The sequence below is a fragment of the Sphingomonas sp. KR3-1 genome (genome assembly GCF_040049295.1).
In the GTDB taxonomy this organism is placed as follows: Bacteria; Pseudomonadota; Alphaproteobacteria; order Sphingomonadales; family Sphingomonadaceae; genus Sphingomonas.
The window spans coordinates 344,552-359,948 of sequence record NZ_JBDZDQ010000002.1 but is presented as its reverse complement, the minus strand read 5'-3'; the positions used below and the strand labels follow the sequence as shown (position 1 = coordinate 359,948).

Genomic DNA, 15,397 nt, shown 5'->3' with positions numbered 1-15,397 from the left:
GTCGGGATGGGCATGGCGGCTGCGAATGCGGAGCTCACGCCCCGCGACTTCGCCGCCATCGCCGCGATCATGCACGAGGATGCGCGCATCGCGCTCAGCGAAGCGAAGACCACGCTCGTCCAGTCACGCCTGGGGCGCCGGCTGCGCGAGCATGGCCTGAGCCGCTTCGCCGACTATGTCGCGCTGGTGCATAGCGATCCCGTGGAACGCCATGCGATGGTGGTGGCGCTGACCACGAACCACACGCATTTCTTCCGCGAGCCGCATCACTTCGATCATTTCCGCTCGACCGTGCTCCCCGTGCTCAAGCGCAAGCAGGGCCCGATCCGGATCTGGTCGGCAGGATGCTCGTCGGGCGAGGAAGTCTTCACGATCGCGATGTGCCTGCTCGGGCCGGACCGCACGTCCGCGACCTGGCTGCGCAATGCCGACGTCCGCCTGCTCGCGACCGACATCGCGCCGCATGTGGTGGAATCGGTGCGGCGCGGCTTCTATGCCGACAATGTCGCCGAAGGCGTGCCCGAGCCCTATCGCAGCACCTGGATGAAGCCCGTGCAGGGCGGCTTCCAGATGGCCGAGGAGGCGCGTTCGCTGGTCACGGCGAAGGTGCTCAACCTATTCGAGCCGTGGCCGCTCAAGGCCGCGTACGACGTGATCTTCTGCCGCAACGTGATGATCTATTTCGCGGATCCCGCGAAGGAAGAGCTGGAGGCGGGCTTCGTCAACCAGCTCATGCCGGGCGGTCACCTGTATATCGGCCATTCCGAACGGCTGATTGGACCGGCGGCGCGTCACATGCGTTCGTGCGGACATACCATTTACCAGAAGCCGGAGGTGCATTGATGGCACCGGTACGCACCCTGATCGTCGACGATAGCGCCTCGATGCGCGCGACGCTCAACCGCATGCTCAGGGCCGACCCCGATATCGAGGTCGTCGGCATGGCGCCCGAGCCGTTCGCGGCGCGGGAGATGATCAAGACGCTCAACCCCGACGTATTGACGCTCGACGTCGAGATGCCGGGGATGGACGGGCTGTCGTTCCTCGAGCGCATCATGCGCCTCCGGCCGATGCCGGTGGTGATGTGCTCGACGCTGACCGCCCGCGGCGCGGAAGTGACGATCGAGGCGCTGCGCCTCGGCGCGGTCGACTATGTCACCAAGCCGAGCGGCACGCCCGAGGATATCGAGCGCGACGCGACGCTGCTGTGCGAGAAGGTGAAGGCCGCGGCCCGTTCCGCGGTCCGCGCCGGGCCGATGCGCCTGCCCGCCCAGCCCAGCATCGCGGCAGGCGCCACAGGCGACCGGCTGATCGCGATCGGCTCGTCGACGGGCGGCGTCGAGGCGCTGTTCTCGATGCTGCCGGCGCTGCCGGAGAACTGCCCGCCGGTGCTGATCGTACAGCACATGCCGGCGGCGTTCACTCGCAGCTTCGCCGATCGGCTGAACGGCGAATGCCGGGTCCAGGTCGTCGAAGCGACCGACGGTGCTCCGGTGCTGCCGGGAACCGTCTATATTGCTCCTGGGGGGCAGCGCCACATGGAGCTGCACGGCGGCGCCCGCGGCCGGATCAAGCTGCGCGACAGCGATCCGGTTTCGGGCCACCGTCCCTCGGTGGACATGCTGTTCCGTTCGGTGGCGCCGCTCGGCAATGCCGCGGTCGGCGTGATCCTGACGGGCATGGGTTCGGACGGAGCGCAGGGCATGCTCGCCATGCGCCAGGCCGGTGCCCGCACGCTGGGCCAGAGCCGGGAAACCTGCGTGGTCTGGGGAATGCCGCGCTCGGCAAAGGAGCTGGGTGCGGTGGAACATGAAGTTGGTTTGTCAGGCATGCCAGAGGCCATTCTCAGGGCATGCCGCGAAAAGATTGGGAGCGTCTGATGCCTGCTGCTGCAGCGATCAAGGTGATGGTCGTCGATGACCAGACCAGCATGCGCGCGATGATCCGTCGCGCACTGCAGGATCTCGGGTTCAAGGACGTACGCGACAAGCCGAGCGCGACCGAGGCCCTGGCCGCGGTCAAGAGCGACCGCGTTCATCTGATCATCTCGGATTTCAACATGCCGGAGATGGACGGCCTCCAGTTCCTGGAAGCGGTCCGCACCGACGCGGTGATCGGCAAGACGGTGTTCATCATGCTCACCGGCTCGTCGGACAAGGAGATCGTCCAGAAGGCGGCGGCTCTCGGCGTGAACAACTATGTCGTGAAGCCCTTCGCGCCGGCGGCGCTGAAGGAGAAGATCGAGCGCGTCTTCGGCGAGCTGACCTGATGCGCCGGCTCGCCATTGTCCAGGGCGAGCACGCCGTGGTCGCCGAGCCGGAGGTGGTCATTTCCACCCTGCTCGGCAGCTGCGTCGCCGCGTGCCTGTTCGATCCGGTAGCCCGGGTCGGCGGCATGAACCATTTCCTGCTCGGCGAACCCAGTGCGGACCAGCACGTCGCCGCCACGGAGATGGCACGCTACGGCGTGCACGCGATGGAGCTGCTGATCAACGGGATGATGAAGCGGGGCGCGGTGCGCGGCCGGCTGATGGGGCATCTGTATGGAGGCGCCAACATCGTCTCCGGGCTGGGCGCGATCGGCTCCTCGAACGCAGCGTTCGCGCGGCGCTTCATGGAGACCGAAGGCATCCCGGTCGCGCACAGCGACCTGGGCGGCACGAGCGCGCGCAAGATCGAGTTCCTGCCACACGAAGGCCGCAGCCGCTGCGTCAAGGTTACGGACCGCGTGCCCGAGCGCCCGCCGGTCCCCGTTCAAGCCCCGGTCTCCGGTGGCGATTTGGAGCTGTTCTGATGTCCTGCATGCCCAATCCGTCGCAGCTCTCCGCCGCGCAGGCCCTTACCGGCTACGATCCCTTTGCGCCGGCGCTGCACACGGTGGTGGCCAACGAGATCCGCGAGATGCGCGTCAAGCTGGAAGCGCTCGCCGAAGTGCTCGTCTGCGACGAGCATTTCGCCGCCTCGTACCTCGAGCAGCTGCAGGATTTCGACTATCTCATCCAGCACGCCGATGAGTGCGTGAACCTGCTCGAGCGCATCGCGGGCGGCGAGGATTCGCTCACCGCGATCAGCCATATCCGCCTCGGCGCCGTGCAGCAGCGCATGCGCGACGCGCTCGGGAGTGCCTGAGCGTGGCGGCCTATGGCGGCAATGACCGTCCGATCATCATCGTCAAGAAGATCAAGAAGGTCGCCGGGGGACACCATGGCGGCGCCTGGAAGGTCGCCTATGCCGACTTCGTGACCGCGATGATGGCGTTCTTCATGCTGCTGTGGCTGATCGCCAATCCCGACAAACAGCGGCTGAAGGGCCTCGCCGCCTATTTCTCGCCGACCGTGTCCGACACCGCCCCCTCGACGCCCGTGATGGGATCGTCCGAAGGCGCCGGCGGCCAGGCGCGCAAGGCGTCGAACGACAGCAGCCGCGCCAATGGCACGCCTACCACCGAGGCGGCGACCAACGGCGCCGCGCGCGGCGGCACCGCCAATGTGCCTGACACGTCGATGCGCGTGCTCGCCAGCGAATTGCAGGTCGCGCTCGACAGCGTGCCGCAGGACCAGTCGCACAAGAACGTCCAGATCGAGCCCGATCCCGCCGGCATGCGGATCACGCTGATGGACACCGACAAGCAATCGATGTTCCGCCCGGGCACCGCCGAGCTCAACCCCTTCGCCCGCTCGCTGATCGCCAAGGCAGCGGCCAAGCTCGCCCAGTCGGGCGGCCAGATCGCTATCGAGGGGCACACCGATGCCGCGGGCGGCGGCCAGAGCGATGCCAATTGGCAGCTCTCGAGCGCCCGCGCCCTCGCCGCCCGCCAGGCGATGATCGCCTCGGGCCTGACGCCGGACCGCTTCGCGCAGATCATCGGCATGGGCGGCACGCGGCCGGTCTTCCCCGACCAGCCCGACCGCGCCGAGAACCGCCGCATCACCATCGTGCTGAAGGCCGAAGCCTCGTCGCTTCCCACCGACAGCAGCTTCAAGTTCTGACCCAGTATCGAGTATCCGCGTCATGAAGAAGATCCTGTTCATGCTGGTGGTGGGCTTTGCCGGGCTTGGCCTGGGCGGCGGTGCCGCGCTCGCCACGCTGATGCTGCTCGGCCCCCGGCCCGCGCATGCCGCCACGGCGCCCACCGAGGACGCCGATGCCAAGCCGGTCTTCGTGCCGGTCGACAAGCTGCTCGCGCCGCTGGTGTCGGACGACGGCCGGCTGACCGGCTATGTCCAGTTCCAGTTCAACCTCGAAGTGGCGGAGGACAAGTCGCAGGACGTGACCGCGCGGCTGCCGCTGCTGCTGCACGCGATCAACATGCGCACCTTCAAGACGCCAATGGCCGCGGGCAAGGACGGACTGATCCCCGGGCTCGACGCGTTCCGCAAGGTCGTCGAGGTTTCGGCGAACGAGGCGTTCGGCGCGGGCGTGGTGCGCAAGGTGGCGATCACCCAGGCGACCCCTGCGTAAAACTACGTATTTTGCGGGCAACGGACCCGTTCCGACCCGCAATCCCCCTATAAATCAAAGAGAACCGCAACTTATCCGAGGATATCGTGGAATCGATCCCCGCCAGTGCCTTCGACGACCGCCAGGAGTGGATCGAGCGCGCCCCGCGAGCCGTCGCCACTCTACTCGTCGGCAAGCTGAGCCATGAGGGCAATCCCGGCCAGCTCTGCCGCGTGCGCAACATCTCCGAGCACGGCATGCAGATCGACACGATCGCGCCGCTGCTCCCGACAATGCACATCACCGTGGAGCTGCGCGGCGGCGCGACGCTGACCGGCGCGATCGCCTGGACCAAGGGCAACCGCGCGGGCGTGCGCTTCGATGCGCCGATCGACGTCTCCGAGATCCTCGGCAAGCCGCACACCGAAGCCGCCGCCCCGCGCCCGCGCTCGCCGCGCTTCGTGGCGGAGATCCCGGCGCGGATCAGCTCCTATGGCCGCTCGATCGACGTGGTCGTCGCAGACCTGTCCCAGGGCGGCGCCTGCCTGCGCCTGCAGCGCACGCTGCGTGCGGACAGCGAAGTGATCCTGATGATCCCGGGCCTGCCCTCGCGCCGCTGCACGACGCGCTGGAGCGACGACGAGTTCGCCGGCGTCTCGTTCCACGACCCGATCTCGTACACCGAACTCTCGACCTGGCTCGACAGCCCCACCGCGCGCGGCTGACGGGTTCGACGGGACGAAGAGGGGCGCTCGTGCTGCGGCACGGGCGCCCCTTTTTGCTGTCCGGGATTGCCGCGCCAGCTCGCGCCTTCGCCGGCTTTCGTGGCGCGAAAGCGAGGCGGGGAAAATCCTACAGCGCGGCGATGATTCGCCCGCGGAAAGTCACGAAAGCCGCGACACGGCGCTCTCCCCCCATGAGGGATTCGCAACCTTGTTGCGCGTGCGCCGACTTGCGCCGGTCCTATATTTCCTACGGGTCAAAGAGCGGCCGGGAAGCCCCGACGCTTCGACGTAACCATGCGAAATCCTACATTGCAAGCGTGGGGACGCACCGGAGCAAAGCGGCGATGTATTCCGCTTTTGGGTGGCTAGCTGCCATTTGACGCGGGCCGCAAATCGCTTGTCTTGAAGCGCTTCGCGAGCAGTTTCCCGTCACGCTCGACGTAGAAGTTCGGCTCTCCGTCCTTGAAGTGCCAAATAATGTCTCTCACGACGCTGCGAATTCCTCCTGCTTCCACAGCATCGCCCACCTCGAATGATAGCCTCCCGATGGGCATCAAGCGCTCGTGCCGTACCCAAAAATCGTTGGTTCCAAAACGGATGCGTGCCCACTCATCACTTTGCTCGATCACGCTGACGACTCGTTGATCTAACCCAAGAGAAAGTAGCTGCTGAGCCTCGCCGGGCCCGGCCTGGCCGGGATCGGTTTCATTTGTCCAACGTAAGACTGCCGCATCAGCTTCTGCCATGCAGACAGCTTAGGCGCTTTTGCCATGCCGACAATGGCCACTGTTGGGACGTTAGCGGCTGCTCCCAGCCGGTCAAATTGCGACGGGAGCGCCTGCGATTGGGTGGGAAGTGGGCGTTCATGCCTCAAGGCATCCGACGAGCAGACAGCCTCCTTGCACCGGCGAGGCACGCAATTTTCAGATGATTCTCGCGTAAATAATCGATCTCGTGCGGCTGCTTCAATGGGCAGATCAGAAAATTACCTTCAACTGCCCACAGATTCGGGCTCCGCTCCAATATTTTTTCGACACCAGTAGGCGCATATTCGTTCGGATTAATTTGCTTTGATTGTTCAACGGCTATCCATCCCGCATTCGTAGCGATGCGATTTGAATATTGTCCATTGAAAGAAATGAATCTGCCATCGCGCCAATTACATTGGCCGATGCTTTTGCTCTCCGCGCGGCAAGCATCAAATGCGCTGCGATCAGCCGGATGAACCCCCAGCGCCAAAGCCGCCAGTACTGAAATTGTTGAACCGCCCATCTATCCATTATGCGAAAGATTAAGACTGTCTGCAAATGAGATGAAAGCGGACATGTCCCTATTACATGCCGCCCATAGCAGTTCCGACAACTCCTGCGACAATCCACGATGCGATAAGCAGGAAGCCCGCCATTACAATGCGTGCCGCCCCTCGGTTAATCGCCAAGCCAACTGCTATAGGGAGAAGCGGCATCCACACGACGTTCCAAGGGCTTGGCCGCACCTCCAACAGGATCGATATGTAAGTAGCTATCGCTACGTAGATGGTGACGCAGACAATCTGCGCTCCGTAAAATCGGATCGGCATGACCCTTCCAACTGCCATCCCCCACGGATCGCGCAAAAGGCGAAAGTCCGCAACTGGGGCGCAAGCTGCCGCAGCGGGTTGCCGAGCCCAGAAGCAAAAAAGGGGCGGACGCCCCCCCCCGGCGCCCGCCCCTTCCCTGAACCTCAGCCGGGCCTTGGCCCTCAGCTGACGGCGAAACTCTTGACCAGCGACCCGGCGACCAGCGCCCAGCCATCGACCAGCACGAAGAAGATGATCTTCATCGGCAGGGATATCGTAGGCGGGGGCAGCATCATCATGCCCATCGCCATCAGCACCGCGGATACCGCCAGGTCGATCACCAGGAACGGCAGCAGCAGCAGGAAGCCGATCTCGAAGGCGCGGCGCAGCTCGGAGATCATGAACGCGGGCGCCAGCGTGGTCAGCGGCGTCTCGGCGCGGTTCTGGATCCGCGTGTTGCCAAGGTCGGCGAACAGCTTGAGGTCGCTGTCGCGCACCTGGGCGAGCATGAACTTCTTGAAGGGCTCGGCGGTGCGCTCGAACGCCACCGTCTCGGTGATCTTGCCCTTGGTATAGGGATCGACGCCCTGCTCCCACGCCTTGTTGAAGGTCGGCGCCATGACGAAGAAGCTGAGGAACAGCGCGAGGCTGATGATCACCGGGTTGGGCGGCACGCCGGGCGCGCCGATGCCGGTGCGCAGCAGCGAGAGCGCCACCACCATACGGGTGAAGCTGGTGACGGTCATCAGCAGGCCCGGGGCCAGGCTGAGCACGGTCAGCATCAGCACGAGCTGGATGGCCTTGGCCGAGAGCGCGCCGTCCGCGCCGGTGGCGCCGCCGATGTTGATCGTCGTCCCCTTCGACTGGGCATAGGCCTCAGCCGGCATGAGGATCAGGGCGGTGACCAGCACCGCGAGGAGCTTACGCATCGAGCGCGGCCCGGACCGCTGCGCGGTTCCACCGCGTGGTGTTGCGCTGCTCGCGAATGCGCTTGGGCGGGCGCGGCGCCGGCGTCGCGGCGGCGACCACGGTGGTGGCGCGGCCATTGGCGCGCGGCGCGGGCGCCTTGGGCAGCTCGATCTTCTTGGGGAGTTCGATCTTCTTCGGAAGCTCGACCAGCTTGGCGAAGCTGCCGCGCAGCGCCGCGAGATCCTCGGCAAGGTTGGCGACGGGCTCGGGCGCCGGCGCCGCTTCGGGCTCGGCCGCCACGGGTGCGGCGATGCCGGTCTCGATCGTCGACTGGCCCTCGGGGCCGAACATCACGAGATGCTCCATGCCGTCGCGGCGGATCAGCGCGACCGAGCGCTTGGCATCGACCGACAGCCGCTCGACGATCTCGATCCGCTTGCGGCGCGAATTGGTCACGCGGCCGGGCAGCTTCAGGTCATAGCGCTTCACGAACCACAGCGCACCGGCGAGCATGCCGAGTACCATCCCCAGCGCACCCAGGGTGCGCAGCATCGACAGGATATCCATCAGTGGCGCTGCTTCTTCAAAAGCTCGGTGATCTCGAGCGACATCACTTCCCCGTCGACCAGGACCACGCCCTTGGCGACCAGCTCGTCGTTCACGAACACCAGCGAGGGATCGTCCTGGCTGCTTTCGAGCGGGATCATTGCCCCACGGCTCATCTGCAGGATCTGCCGGATCGGCACGTCCGCCGAGCCCAGCACGATCGAGAGATCCACCATAATTCCTTCGAGGACCGACATGCGTGTTCCTTTCTGGATGACTTATAGGAACCTTTTTTCCGTGCCCGGCGCCCACCCCGGCAAATTTTGCCTACAATGGAGGAAACGGCCCTCGGGCCTCTCGGGAAGAACGGCAATGGACCTCAAGACCTCGCTTGGCATCTCCGCTTCGGGCCTGCGCGCACAGTCGCTGCGCATGCGCGTGATCGCGGAAAACCTGGCGAACCAGGACTCGGTCGCCGACACGCCGGGCGGCAATCCCTATCGCCGCCGCGTCGCGAGCTTCTCCGCCGAGATGGACCGCCAGACCGGCGGCGTGGGCGTGAAGGTCAAGTCGGTGGAAGAGGACAAGTCCGACTTCATCAAGGTCTACCAGCCCGGCCACCCGGCTGCGGACAAGGACGGCTACGTCCTCAAGCCCAACGTCAACGGCATCATCGAGACTGCCGACATGAAGGCGGCGCAGCGCAGCTACGAAGCCAATCTCAATGCCATCGAGGCCGCGAAGAGCCTGACGATGCGCACCATCGACCTCCTCAAGTAACTCTCGAACAAGGATACAGGGAATGTCCATCGGCGCACTTGATGCGATGTCGGCCTATGGCCGTGTCGCCGGCCTTGGCGGCAACAGCAAGACGGACCCGATCAAGACCGGCGGCAGCGCCGGCGGCTTCGGCGAGATGGTCGAGAACATGGTCACCGGCACCGCCGACCAGATGCGCACCGCCGAAAAGGCGTCGGCGCAGCAGGTTGCCGGCAAGGGCGACCTGATCGACGTCGTCACCGCGATCGGCGCCGCCGAGACCGCGCTCGACACGATGGTCGCGGTACGCGACCGCGTGGTCAACGCCTATACCGACATCATGCGGATGCAGATCTGACGGTAGCCCCGCGCCCTACCCGTCACCCCGGCCTTGTGCCGGGGTCCACCGGGAGGCGAGTTCTGGGCAAGAGGCTCTAGCCCATCCAACGCGGCACAGTGGCCCCGGCACAAGGCCGGGGTGACGGAGAAAGGACGGGACATGGGAACGCATCTTTCGAACGGCATTGCAACCGCGTCCAACCTGCTCCCGAACATGGATCGGTTCTAACCACGATGCTGCCGTCTCAGGTCATGGCGCTGGCGCAGAGCGCGCTGATGCTGGTGCTCACCGTCGCGGGTCCGCTGCTGCTGACCTCGCTGATCGTGGGCACCGTCATCGGCCTGCTCCAGGCGCTCACCCAGATCCAGGAATCCACGCTCACCTTCGTCCCCAAGCTGCTGGCGATGGGGCTGGTGTTCCTGCTGATGCTGCCGACGATGGGCGCGGCGCTCAACGACTTCATGACCAAGATCAGCGGCCTGATCGTGACCGGCGGATGACGCTTCCGCCCGATCTCGCGCTGCAGGTCTCTGCCTTCTTCATCGTCTTCGCCCGGGTCGGCGCGGTGCTCATGCTGCTGCCGATCTTCGGGGACGAGGCGATCCCGGGCCGCGTGCGGCTGCTGATCGCCTTCGGGCTTTCCGCCGCGATGTACGGCCTGGTCGGCGCCCCTGCCCGCGTTGCGGTCGAGGCGGGGGCGGTGCTACCCGCCGTGCTCGTCACCGAGCTGATGACCGGGCTCGCCATGGGCATGATCGTCAAGATCCTGTTCTTCGCCATCTCGATGGCCGGATCGGTGATCTCCACCCAGATCGGCCTTTCCTCCGCAGTGATCTTCGATCCCGCGCAGAGCGGCAGCACGCCGCTGATCTCCAAGTTCGTCGCGATGGCCGCCGCGCTGGTGTGCATGGGCATGCAGGTCCACCACCTCTGGCTCGGCGCGATCGTCCACAGCTACCAGACCTTCCCGATCGGCGGCATGCCGCCCGCACACGACTTCGCGATGCTCGCGGTCGAGGCGATCACCCGCTCGATGACGCTGGGCCTCAGCCTCTCCGCGCCGCTGCTGATCTATGGCATCGTCTTCAACGTCGCCCTCGCCCTCGCCGCACGCGTGGCGCCGGCGATCCAGGTCTTCTTCATCGCCCAGCCGCTCAACCTGCTGCTCGGCACCAGCCTCGCCGCCGCAACGCTCGGCACCATGCTCACCTATTTCGCCAGCGCGATGGGTGACGCGATGCAGGGAGGCTGGTGATGTCGGGCGATACCGACCAGGACGACAAGACACACGATCCTACAGACAAGAAGCTGGAGGATGCCCGCGAGAAGGGCGACGTGCCGATGGCGCCCGAGATGAAGCATGCCGCGATCTTCATCGGCATGCTGATCGTGATGGGGGGCCTGGGCACCTATACGCTCCAGCTGATGGGCGCGCTGTTCGTGCGGCTATGGGGCTGCGCCGACGATTTCCGGATGGAGCCCGAGGGCGCGCAGAGCTTCGCGACCGGGCTGATGGGCGCCGTCGCGCATGCGCTGCTGCCGATCCTCGGCACGCTGTTCGCGATCGCGCTGCTCGGCGGCATCCTGCAGGGGCGGCCGATGATCAGCTGGAGCCGCGTCTCGCCCAAATGGTCGAAGCTCAACCCGATGAGCGGCGCCAAGCGGATGTTCGGCAAGCAGGCGCTGATCGAATATCTGAAGACGCTCGCCAAGCTCTGCCTGGTCGGCGGCGTGGCGGCATATCTGGCATGGCCCCATGCCGCCACGGTCGACTCGCTGGTCGGCGCGGACCTGCAGGACGTCGGCACCGCCGCGCACGGCATCGTCTATTCGATGCTCAAGCCGATCGCGATGCTGGTCGGCGCGCTCGCGCTGTTCGACTTCGTCTGGCAGCGCCGCAGCTTCATGAAGCGCATGCGGATGAGCCTCCAGGAGATCAAGGACGAACACAAGCAGAGCGAAGGCGATCCGCACATCAAGGGCAAGATCCGCCAGCTCCAGATGCAGCGCTCGCGCAACCGCATGATGCAGAACGTGCCCAAGGCGAGCGTGGTGATCACCAACCCGACCCACTATGCGGTCGCGCTGCAATATGATCACGGCGCGATGGCCGCGCCGGTGGTGGTGGCCAAGGGCGTCGATGCGATCGCGCTCAAGATCCGCGAGATCGCCGGCGAGAACGGCATCCCGCTGGTCGAGAACCGCCCGCTGGCCCGCGCGCTCTATGCCAGCGCCGAGATCGATCATCCGATCCCGGTGGAGCATTATGCCGCGGTCGCCGAGGTGATCAGCTACGTGCTGAAGATTGCGAAGAAGAAGCGTTAGGGTCCGTACCCACTACCCGCAACGGCCGTGATCGCCCGGAGACGGGCGCGGCAAGGAAGTTCGCGCAGTGCGGGCTGGTAGGGCACTGGCAAGCGAACTGACGCAATCCAGCGTTCGTCTCCGGGCGACCGCGAAGCGGCGGGCGGCTTTTGGCGCCCAGCGGCGTCGGTCACGAAGCCTTTGCATCGCTCCCTCTTCGCTCCGCGCCAAAATCCGCTCCGTCACGGCCATTGCGGGTAACGGGTACGGACCCTAACGTCTGCGCCTGCCCTGGTTTCGTCGGGCAGAGGGAGACGCGACGATGTGGACACGCAGGGCACTGCTCGGAGCCGGGGTTGCCGGCATCGCCGCGCTGAACGCGCGCGCGGAGCCCGCCGGCGCGGTGCCGGTGATCGACCGGCTGCGGCTCACGATCCTGGCAGACAGCAACGTCTCGAGCTTCGCGCCTTCGGTCGAGCGGCCCGGTCTGCGCCTGTCGCCGCCGGCGCGCGCCGCCTCTTCCTACCGGCTGACCCTGCGCGGCGAATGGGGCTATTCGGTGCTCGCCGAGGCCTGGACCGGCGCCGTGCAGCACCGCATCCTGATCGACTTCGGCTATACGCCCGAAGGGCTGGCCAACAACATGGCGATCCTCGGCGTCGATCCGGCGACGATCGATGCGATGGTGCTTAGCCACGGCCATTACGACCATTTCGGCGGGCTGCCCGCCGTTGCCGGGCGCGTGCGCAAGGGCACGCCGCTCTATGTCGGGGGCGAGGAGGCGTTCTGCGCCCGGCTGCGCGGCACCGAGCCCGGCAATCCGAGCTTCGGCACGCTCGAAAAGGCGGAGCTGCGCGCAGGCGGCATCGATCTGCGGGTGTCATCCACCCCGAAGACGATTGCAGATGCGGCCTTCACGACCGGCCGCATCCCGCTGGTTTCGCCCGAGAAACCCAAGGTACCGACGGCGATGCTCCCCGGCCAGGGCTGTGTCCGCGCCGAGCTGGACGCGGATCGCCGCGACCTCGACTTCTTCGTCGACGATGCCGTGCACGAGCTCGGCACGGCGTTCCACCTGAAGGGCAAGGGGCTGGTGGTGATCGGATCGTGCAGCCACCGCGGAATCGTCAACACGGTGCTCGCCGCCAGGGCCGCTTCGGGCGTGGACAAGGTCCACGCGATCATGGGCGGCTTCCATCTCGTCGCGCCGCAGACGCCGGCCCAGGCATTGCAGACGCTGGACCTGATCGCGGGGCTCGACCCCGCCTTCGTCTTCCCCGGCCACTGCACGGGAGAGGCGTTCATCGCGCCGGCCATCGCGCGGATGCCCGACAAGGTGTTCCGCACCGTTGTCGGGAGCCAGATCGAACTGGGTTGAGGGCGGAGGCGCAAGGCCCCCGCCCGCATCCGATCAGAACTTCAGGCGCGCACCGGCCGAGAGCACCACGGCGTGGGCGTCGCGCAGCTCGCCCTTGGTGAGGATCGGCGTCTGCGCCGCGGTACCGACATAGGCGGCGGTCACGCGATCGATCGTGGCATCGGCGAAGCTGACATAGTTCGCCGCGAGGTCGAAGCTGAGCTTCTTGCTCGCGTTGAGGCTGCCGCCCAGGCCGAAGTTCCAGCGGTTCGAGTCCGGCACGCGGGCGTCGCGCTCGCCGTCCTGGGTCGGCGTGATCGCGCGCTGCACGCCGGCACGCAGCGTCACCTTGGGCGACACGGCATAGTCGAGGCCGCCGGCATAGCTCCAGCTGGTGCGGTAGTTCTCGGGGATCGCCTGGTTGACCGGCGCGCCGATGCGGATCGCATCGAACTTGTCCCAGCCATAGCGGATCACCTGCGCGTTCAGAGTCAGCTTGTCGGTCGCACCGAAGCGCAGGCCGGCAATCGCCTGCGACGGCGTGTAGAACTTCGCCTGGACGCCCGAGAGCGCCATGTTCGACGTGGCGAGCGGACCGAGCAGGCCGGAGACGGTGAGGTCACCCCTCAGCGTGTGCTCGATCGCCGACTTGTACGACAGGCCGAGCGTGAAGCGGCTCGCATGGAGCTGCACGCCGGCGGTCCAGCCGAAGTCCCAGCCGTCGCCCTTCAGCTGCTGGCTGCCATCGGGCAGCGCGGCGGCGAGGTTGGGCAGCGCGTTGCTGAGGCTGGCATCGGTATATTCGACGTTGAGGCCGGCGCCGACGCGCAGCCAATCGGTCACCGCCACGCCGACGCTCGGCTGGATGTCGATCGTGCGCAGCTTGGTCTTGTCGGCGCTGTAGCGCGCCCAGCTATCCGCCGGATAATCGGTGGTGAAGCTGAACGGCGAGGTGATCGACAGGCCGAGCGCGATGCGATCGTTGAGCGGCACGGCGATCGCGCCCGAGGGCAGCACGCCGTTGTTGATCGGGTTGCGGGTGACGCCATTGCCACCGACCGGGGCCGGCGTGCCGCCCGGGCGGACGATCAGCGTGCCGTTGTCGGCGACTTCGCCGCTCGGCAGGATCGCCGAGACGCCGATCGTCGCGTCACCGCTGTCGATGCCGCCGATCGAGGCGGGGTTCCACCAGATCGAGGCCGAGCCGGTGTCGGCCGCCTCGCCCGAAAAGGCGCGGCCGGCGCCGCGGGCGGACTGTTCCTGGAGGTAGAAGGCCTGGGCATTGGCGGCCTGGGCGAAGCCGACGAGCGAAAGCAGCGCAGTGCCGGCGGCAAGCGAAATCTTGAACGGAGACATGTGGGTAATCCTTACGCGTACGAAACTGAAAAACGGCGAAGCGCGCCTTAGCGGACGCGGGTCCAGGTCTGGGTGCGGCAGAAGGGCTTGAACACGCAGCCGCGCAGGTTGAGCTGGTTGGGACCGCTCATCGTGACCTCGGCGCTATAAGTCTTGCCGTCCTCGGCATTGTAGATCTTGCCGCCATACCAGCCGCCGCCCTGCTGGTTGAAGCCGGCGAGGATCTGGAGGTTCTGGATCTTGCGGTTGCGCAGCGCCTTGTCGCTGTTGTTCACATCCGCGAGGTTTGGATTGGCGCGCAGGCCATCCGAGGAAATCACCCGGCCGCAGATCGACGCGCCGCAGCGCTGGATCTCGACGATACCGTTCTTCACCGGGGTCTTCCACCGGCCGACCACGGCATCGGTGGACTGAGGTGCCGGGGCTGCCGCGACAGCGAGCCCGATCAGCAAAGCCAACATACGCATACTCTCCTCGAGGGGTCGCCATGCCGCGCTCTTTCGGCCGGTCATGGGGGAACGATCGCGCGCTTTTGAACGCGAAACCGCTGCCGCCTCCCTAGGTTCCAAAAACCCGGTATGCAATTACGTTCGGATTTGAAACGGAAAAGCCGCGGATGCCGTAGCGGCAGGCCGGGCCCCGATCAGGCCTGGATATCGTGCTTGGCGAGCTCGACTCGGACGCGCAGGTCGATATCCGACAGGATCGAGGCGAGGACCGGGTTGTCCGACGGCTCGAAGGTCTGCGCCCATTCGACGATTTCCTGGAGCCGCGCGGGCGCGACGACGCCGGCGACGATCTCGCGGTGGAGCTTGTCGAGCATGTCGATCCCACGCTCGGCATCGGCTGCCTGCTTGCGGCGGCGCTCGATCGCCGGATTGGCGGCGGCAAGCGTGACGAGCATCGCGACCGAGGGATTGAGCGGCTGCGCGGCGACGGTCCCCTGGGGCAGCGGCGCCCGCGCCGGGGCGGTTTCGCCCTCGGCAACCGAGAAGCCCGACGCAGCCTTGGGCAACGCAGCCAGGAGGCTGCGCAGCAAGGGCGCTTGGAGGTTCTCGATACGCACGAAATTCATTCCCCGGGCACTTTTTGCCTACCTCTATC

Annotated in this window: 22 protein-coding genes; 14 read left to right on the top strand and 8 right to left on the bottom strand. The window is 66.2% G+C overall.

What is annotated here, in order from left to right; translation table 11 throughout:
- The first annotated feature begins 6 nt into the window (after window positions 1–6).
- The 8 genes from ABLE38_RS13565 to ABLE38_RS13530 all read left to right on the top strand — a co-directional run bounded on the left by ABLE38_RS13565 (window position 7) and on the right by ABLE38_RS13530 (window position 5,164).
- Window positions 7–843 carry a protein-glutamate O-methyltransferase CheR gene (locus ABLE38_RS13565; RefSeq protein ID WP_348975215.1) on the top strand — a complete coding sequence of 279 codons (837 nt, stop codon included), beginning with the start codon at window positions 7–9 and terminating at the stop codon, window positions 841–843.
- Window positions 843–1,880 (top strand): chemotaxis response regulator protein-glutamate methylesterase, encoded by a 1,038-nt coding sequence (locus ABLE38_RS13560; RefSeq protein WP_348974760.1) that lies wholly within the window; start codon window positions 843–845, stop codon window positions 1,878–1,880. The genes ABLE38_RS13565 and ABLE38_RS13560 overlap by 1 nt, the downstream gene beginning before the upstream one ends.
- Window positions 1,880–2,269, top strand: a complete 390-nt coding sequence (locus ABLE38_RS13555) for a response regulator (RefSeq protein ID WP_348974759.1) — start codon at window positions 1,880–1,882, stop codon at window positions 2,267–2,269. The genes ABLE38_RS13560 and ABLE38_RS13555 overlap by 1 nt, the downstream gene beginning before the upstream one ends.
- Window positions 2,269–2,793, top strand: a complete 525-nt coding sequence (locus ABLE38_RS13550) for a chemotaxis protein CheD (protein ID WP_348974758.1) — start codon at window positions 2,269–2,271, stop codon at window positions 2,791–2,793. The genes ABLE38_RS13555 and ABLE38_RS13550 overlap by 1 nt, the downstream gene beginning before the upstream one ends.
- Window positions 2,793–3,128: a hypothetical protein gene (locus tag ABLE38_RS13545; RefSeq protein ID WP_348974757.1), complete on the top strand. Its 336-nt coding sequence runs from the start codon at window positions 2,793–2,795 to the stop codon at window positions 3,126–3,128. Before ABLE38_RS13550 ends, ABLE38_RS13545 begins: the two co-directional genes overlap by 1 nt.
- 2 nt (window positions 3,129–3,130) lie before the next feature.
- The gene (locus ABLE38_RS13540) at window positions 3,131–3,988 is read left to right on the top strand and encodes a flagellar motor protein MotB (RefSeq protein WP_348974756.1); all 858 of its coding nucleotides are present in this window, start codon (window positions 3,131–3,133) and stop codon (window positions 3,986–3,988) included.
- Between the two features lie 22 nt (window positions 3,989–4,010).
- Window positions 4,011–4,460 carry a hypothetical protein gene (locus ABLE38_RS13535; protein ID WP_348974755.1) on the top strand — a complete coding sequence of 150 codons (450 nt, stop codon included), beginning with the start codon at window positions 4,011–4,013 and terminating at the stop codon, window positions 4,458–4,460.
- Between the two features lie 86 nt (window positions 4,461–4,546).
- Window positions 4,547–5,164, top strand: coding sequence for a PilZ domain-containing protein (locus ABLE38_RS13530; protein ID WP_348974754.1), 618 nt, complete (start codon window positions 4,547–4,549; stop codon window positions 5,162–5,164).
- Between the two features lie 365 nt (window positions 5,165–5,529).
- Here the strand turns inward: ABLE38_RS13530 and ABLE38_RS13525 are convergent, their stop codons facing one another.
- The 5 genes from ABLE38_RS13525 to ABLE38_RS13505 all read right to left on the bottom strand — a co-directional run bounded on the left by ABLE38_RS13525 (window position 5,530) and on the right by ABLE38_RS13505 (window position 8,434).
- A complete protein-coding gene (locus ABLE38_RS13525) occupies window positions 5,530–5,910 on the bottom strand; it encodes a hypothetical protein (protein ID WP_348974753.1) in 381 nt (126 codons plus the stop codon).
- Between the two features lie 124 nt (window positions 5,911–6,034).
- On the bottom strand, window positions 6,035–6,436 hold the full coding sequence (locus ABLE38_RS13520) for a hypothetical protein (protein ID WP_348974752.1): 402 nt from the start codon (window positions 6,434–6,436) through the stop codon (window positions 6,035–6,037).
- 468 nt (window positions 6,437–6,904) lie between these two features.
- Window positions 6,905–7,651, bottom strand: coding sequence for a flagellar type III secretion system pore protein FliP (fliP, locus tag ABLE38_RS13515; RefSeq protein ID WP_348974751.1), 747 nt, complete (start codon window positions 7,649–7,651; stop codon window positions 6,905–6,907).
- Window positions 7,644–8,198 (bottom strand): flagellar biosynthetic protein FliO, encoded by a 555-nt coding sequence (locus tag ABLE38_RS13510; protein WP_348974750.1) that lies wholly within the window; start codon window positions 8,196–8,198, stop codon window positions 7,644–7,646. Before ABLE38_RS13510 ends, fliP begins: the two co-directional genes overlap by 8 nt.
- Window positions 8,198–8,434 (bottom strand): FliM/FliN family flagellar motor switch protein, encoded by a 237-nt coding sequence (locus ABLE38_RS13505; RefSeq protein ID WP_348974749.1) that lies wholly within the window; start codon window positions 8,432–8,434, stop codon window positions 8,198–8,200. The genes ABLE38_RS13510 and ABLE38_RS13505 overlap by 1 nt, the downstream gene beginning before the upstream one ends.
- A 115-nt stretch (window positions 8,435–8,549) precedes the next feature.
- Between ABLE38_RS13505 and flgC the strand changes: the two genes are divergently transcribed.
- The 6 genes from flgC to ABLE38_RS13475 all read left to right on the top strand — a co-directional run bounded on the left by flgC (window position 8,550) and on the right by ABLE38_RS13475 (window position 12,958).
- Window positions 8,550–8,957, top strand: a complete 408-nt coding sequence (gene flgC, locus ABLE38_RS13500) for a flagellar basal body rod protein FlgC (RefSeq protein WP_348974748.1) — start codon at window positions 8,550–8,552, stop codon at window positions 8,955–8,957.
- 22 nt (window positions 8,958–8,979) lie between these two features.
- On the top strand, window positions 8,980–9,294 hold the full coding sequence (locus ABLE38_RS13495) for a flagellar hook-basal body complex protein FliE (protein WP_348974747.1): 315 nt from the start codon (window positions 8,980–8,982) through the stop codon (window positions 9,292–9,294).
- 215 nt (window positions 9,295–9,509) lie between these two features.
- Window positions 9,510–9,776 (top strand): flagellar biosynthetic protein FliQ, encoded by a 267-nt coding sequence (locus ABLE38_RS13490; protein WP_348974746.1) that lies wholly within the window; start codon window positions 9,510–9,512, stop codon window positions 9,774–9,776.
- Complete coding sequence (gene fliR / locus ABLE38_RS13485; protein ID WP_348974745.1) at window positions 9,773–10,531, top strand: flagellar biosynthetic protein FliR; 759 nt, start codon at window positions 9,773–9,775, stop codon at window positions 10,529–10,531. Before ABLE38_RS13490 ends, fliR begins: the two co-directional genes overlap by 4 nt.
- Window positions 10,531–11,601: a flagellar biosynthesis protein FlhB gene (flhB, locus tag ABLE38_RS13480; protein WP_348974744.1), complete on the top strand. Its 1,071-nt coding sequence runs from the start codon at window positions 10,531–10,533 to the stop codon at window positions 11,599–11,601. The genes fliR and flhB overlap by 1 nt, the downstream gene beginning before the upstream one ends.
- 301 nt (window positions 11,602–11,902) lie before the next feature.
- The gene (locus tag ABLE38_RS13475) at window positions 11,903–12,958 is read left to right on the top strand and encodes an MBL fold metallo-hydrolase (protein WP_348974743.1); all 1,056 of its coding nucleotides are present in this window, start codon (window positions 11,903–11,905) and stop codon (window positions 12,956–12,958) included.
- 33 nt (window positions 12,959–12,991) lie between these two features.
- Here the strand turns inward: ABLE38_RS13475 and ABLE38_RS13470 are convergent, their stop codons facing one another.
- The 3 genes from ABLE38_RS13470 to ABLE38_RS13460 form a co-directional block, all read right to left on the bottom strand.
- Complete coding sequence (locus ABLE38_RS13470) at window positions 12,992–14,293, bottom strand: outer membrane protein transport protein (RefSeq protein ID WP_348974742.1); 1,302 nt, start codon at window positions 14,291–14,293, stop codon at window positions 12,992–12,994.
- A gap of 47 nt (window positions 14,294–14,340) precedes the next feature.
- Entirely contained in the window at window positions 14,341–14,754 is a 414-nt protein-coding gene (locus tag ABLE38_RS13465; protein WP_348975214.1) for a DUF2147 domain-containing protein, read from the bottom strand.
- Between the two features lie 182 nt (window positions 14,755–14,936).
- On the bottom strand, window positions 14,937–15,359 hold the full coding sequence (locus ABLE38_RS13460; protein WP_348974741.1) for a flagellar assembly protein FliX: 423 nt from the start codon (window positions 15,357–15,359) through the stop codon (window positions 14,937–14,939).
- Window positions 15,360–15,397 lie beyond the last annotated feature (38 nt).

Coding starts and splice junctions, on each gene's coding strand:
- ABLE38_RS13565 (WP_348975215.1), top strand. CDS start 7: ATGGGCATGGCGGCTGCGAATGCGGAGCTCACGCCCCGCGACTTCGCC.
- ABLE38_RS13560 (WP_348974760.1), top strand. CDS start 843: ATGGCACCGGTACGCACCCTGATCGTCGACGATAGCGCCTCGATGCGC.
- ABLE38_RS13555 (WP_348974759.1), top strand. CDS start 1,880: ATGCCTGCTGCTGCAGCGATCAAGGTGATGGTCGTCGATGACCAGACC.
- ABLE38_RS13550 (WP_348974758.1), top strand. CDS start 2,269: ATGCGCCGGCTCGCCATTGTCCAGGGCGAGCACGCCGTGGTCGCCGAG.
- ABLE38_RS13545 (WP_348974757.1), top strand. CDS start 2,793: ATGTCCTGCATGCCCAATCCGTCGCAGCTCTCCGCCGCGCAGGCCCTT.
- ABLE38_RS13535 (WP_348974755.1), top strand. CDS start 4,011: ATGAAGAAGATCCTGTTCATGCTGGTGGTGGGCTTTGCCGGGCTTGGC.
- ABLE38_RS13525 (WP_348974753.1), bottom strand. CDS start 5,910: ATGGCAGAAGCTGATGCGGCAGTCTTACGTTGGACAAATGAAACCGAT.
- ABLE38_RS13520 (WP_348974752.1), bottom strand. CDS start 6,436: ATGGGCGGTTCAACAATTTCAGTACTGGCGGCTTTGGCGCTGGGGGTT.
- fliP (WP_348974751.1), bottom strand. CDS start 7,651: ATGCGTAAGCTCCTCGCGGTGCTGGTCACCGCCCTGATCCTCATGCCG.
- ABLE38_RS13510 (WP_348974750.1), bottom strand. CDS start 8,198: ATGGATATCCTGTCGATGCTGCGCACCCTGGGTGCGCTGGGGATGGTA.
- ABLE38_RS13505 (WP_348974749.1), bottom strand. CDS start 8,434: ATGTCGGTCCTCGAAGGAATTATGGTGGATCTCTCGATCGTGCTGGGC.
- flgC (WP_348974748.1), top strand. CDS start 8,550: ATGGACCTCAAGACCTCGCTTGGCATCTCCGCTTCGGGCCTGCGCGCA.
- ABLE38_RS13495 (WP_348974747.1), top strand. CDS start 8,980: ATGTCCATCGGCGCACTTGATGCGATGTCGGCCTATGGCCGTGTCGCC.
- ABLE38_RS13490 (WP_348974746.1), top strand. CDS start 9,510: ATGCTGCCGTCTCAGGTCATGGCGCTGGCGCAGAGCGCGCTGATGCTG.
- fliR (WP_348974745.1), top strand. CDS start 9,773: ATGACGCTTCCGCCCGATCTCGCGCTGCAGGTCTCTGCCTTCTTCATC.
- flhB (WP_348974744.1), top strand. CDS start 10,531: ATGTCGGGCGATACCGACCAGGACGACAAGACACACGATCCTACAGAC.
- ABLE38_RS13475 (WP_348974743.1), top strand. CDS start 11,903: ATGTGGACACGCAGGGCACTGCTCGGAGCCGGGGTTGCCGGCATCGCC.
- ABLE38_RS13470 (WP_348974742.1), bottom strand. CDS start 14,293: ATGTCTCCGTTCAAGATTTCGCTTGCCGCCGGCACTGCGCTGCTTTCG.
- ABLE38_RS13465 (WP_348975214.1), bottom strand. CDS start 14,754: ATGTTGGCTTTGCTGATCGGGCTCGCTGTCGCGGCAGCCCCGGCACCT.